Below are 240 nucleotides of genomic sequence, written 5' to 3' on the forward strand. Positions count from 1 at the left end.
GAAGATGCGGATAATGATGGTATTCCAAATAAAGAAGAATCTGATCCAAACGGCACAATGGTAACGGATAAAGATAACGATGGAAAGCCTGATATCACGACACCTAAGGTGAATGACACTGATGGCGACGGTATTCCAGATGACCAAGATCCTGATCTCGATGGCGATGGTATCAATAATAAAGATGAAGAAGTTGCAGGTACAGATCCAACAAATCCTGATTCTGATGGAAATGGTACA

Annotated in this window: 1 pseudogene; it reads left to right on the forward strand. The window is 41.2% G+C overall.

Features of this window, described 5'->3' with window-relative positions:
* Nucleotides 1–240, forward strand: a pseudogene (locus CD111_RS12495) (hypothetical protein); the annotation flags it as partial.

The organism is Mammaliicoccus stepanovicii, assembly GCF_002902525.1.
Classification (GTDB): Bacteria; Bacillota; Bacilli; order Staphylococcales; family Staphylococcaceae; genus Mammaliicoccus; species Mammaliicoccus stepanovicii.